Raw genomic sequence first — 1,301 nt, 5'->3', positions numbered from 1 at the left:
TTTTAAAGTAAAATGGTATAAGATTTTTCTAAAATTCAGCTCTTTGAGCGAATCGAGGTGAGATTTTATTATAATTAAATATTTTTCGGCTTCTTTCAGAGCCTTTTTTCAGTCAATTCTTGGTTTAATACAAGAAAATAAGCAGTTAGGAAAAGATATTTCTTATTTAAGTAATATTCAAATAAGAAATTAAATATCATAATAAACTACAACAAATATTGAGCCAATTATTTATGCGAAAACTAATTTTATTGATTATCCTTTTTACGTTTGTACAGCAAACGCTTTTTTCTCAATCCATTACCGCAGGTAATCCTGTTTTCAAAGGTTGGTATGCCGACCCAGAAGGAATAATATTTGATAAAACCTATTGGATTTATCCGACTTATTCAGCCCCTTATGAAAAACAAGTATTTTTTGATGCCTTTTCCTCCAAAGATTTAGTGACTTGGACGAAGCATTCAAAGATATTGGATACTACTAATGTGAAATGGGCTAAAAGAGCCATTTGGGCTCCTTCGATTATTAAAAAAGAAGGAAAATACTATCTATTTTTTGGGGCGAATGACATTCAGAGCGACAAAGAATATGGTGGTATTGGAATAGCCGTTGCCGACAAGCCTTCGGGGCCTTTTAAAGACTACCTCAAAAAACCTTTAATTGATAAGTTTCATAATGGTGCACAACCTATCGACCAGTTCATTTTTAAAGATAACAACGAATACTATTTGATTTATGGTGGCTGGAAGCATTGTAATATTGCTCATTTGAAAAAAGACTTTACTGGCTTTATCCCCTATTCTGATGGCAGTATTTTCAAGGAAATCACTCCTGAAAACTATGTCGAAGGACCTTTTATGTTTAAAAAGAATGGTAAGTATTACTTTATGTGGTCTGAGGGTGGCTGGACTGGCCCTGACTACTGTGTAGCTTATGCCATTGCCGATTCTCCTTTTGGCCCTTTTAAACGAATTGGTAAAATTTTACAACAAGACCCTAAAATTGCTAGAGGTGCTGGGCACCACTCTGTGATTAAAAATCCTAAAACAGACGATTGGTACATTGTCTATCATAGAAGACCTTTGACAGAGACTGATGGAAATGCACGTGTTACTTGTATCGATAAAATGTTTTTTGATGAAAATGGACTTATCAAGCCTGTCATTATTACTAATGAAGGTGTTGAGAAGAAAACGATTAAATAAAGAGATAAATTGAGTATTGAAACATGAGTCATCCCGAATTTTGGGCAAAATTTGTCCACAAGATATTGTGAATGGCTATTCTTATTCTGTAAATCG

The 1,301-nt window shown here is 33.8% G+C and carries 1 protein-coding gene; it reads left to right on the top strand.

The features are described from left to right. Positions 1 to 233 precede the first annotated feature (233 nt). Positions 234 to 1,205, top strand: a complete 972-nt coding sequence (locus AC07XN_RS24415) for a glycoside hydrolase family 43 protein (RefSeq protein ID WP_494744940.1) — start codon at positions 234 to 236, stop codon at positions 1,203 to 1,205. Positions 1,206 to 1,301 lie beyond the last annotated feature (96 nt).

The organism is Arcicella sp. GW458-12-2-14-TSB2 (genome assembly GCF_059423785.1).
The sequence above is the reverse complement of the archived record's forward strand: the minus strand, read 5'-3'. Positions and strand labels throughout refer to the sequence as shown.

Excerpts from the sequence above, each read along its gene's own strand:
- AC07XN_RS24415 (WP_494744940.1), top strand. The coding sequence starts at position 234 with ATGCGAAAACTAATTTTATTGATTATCCTTTTTACGTTTGTACAGCAA.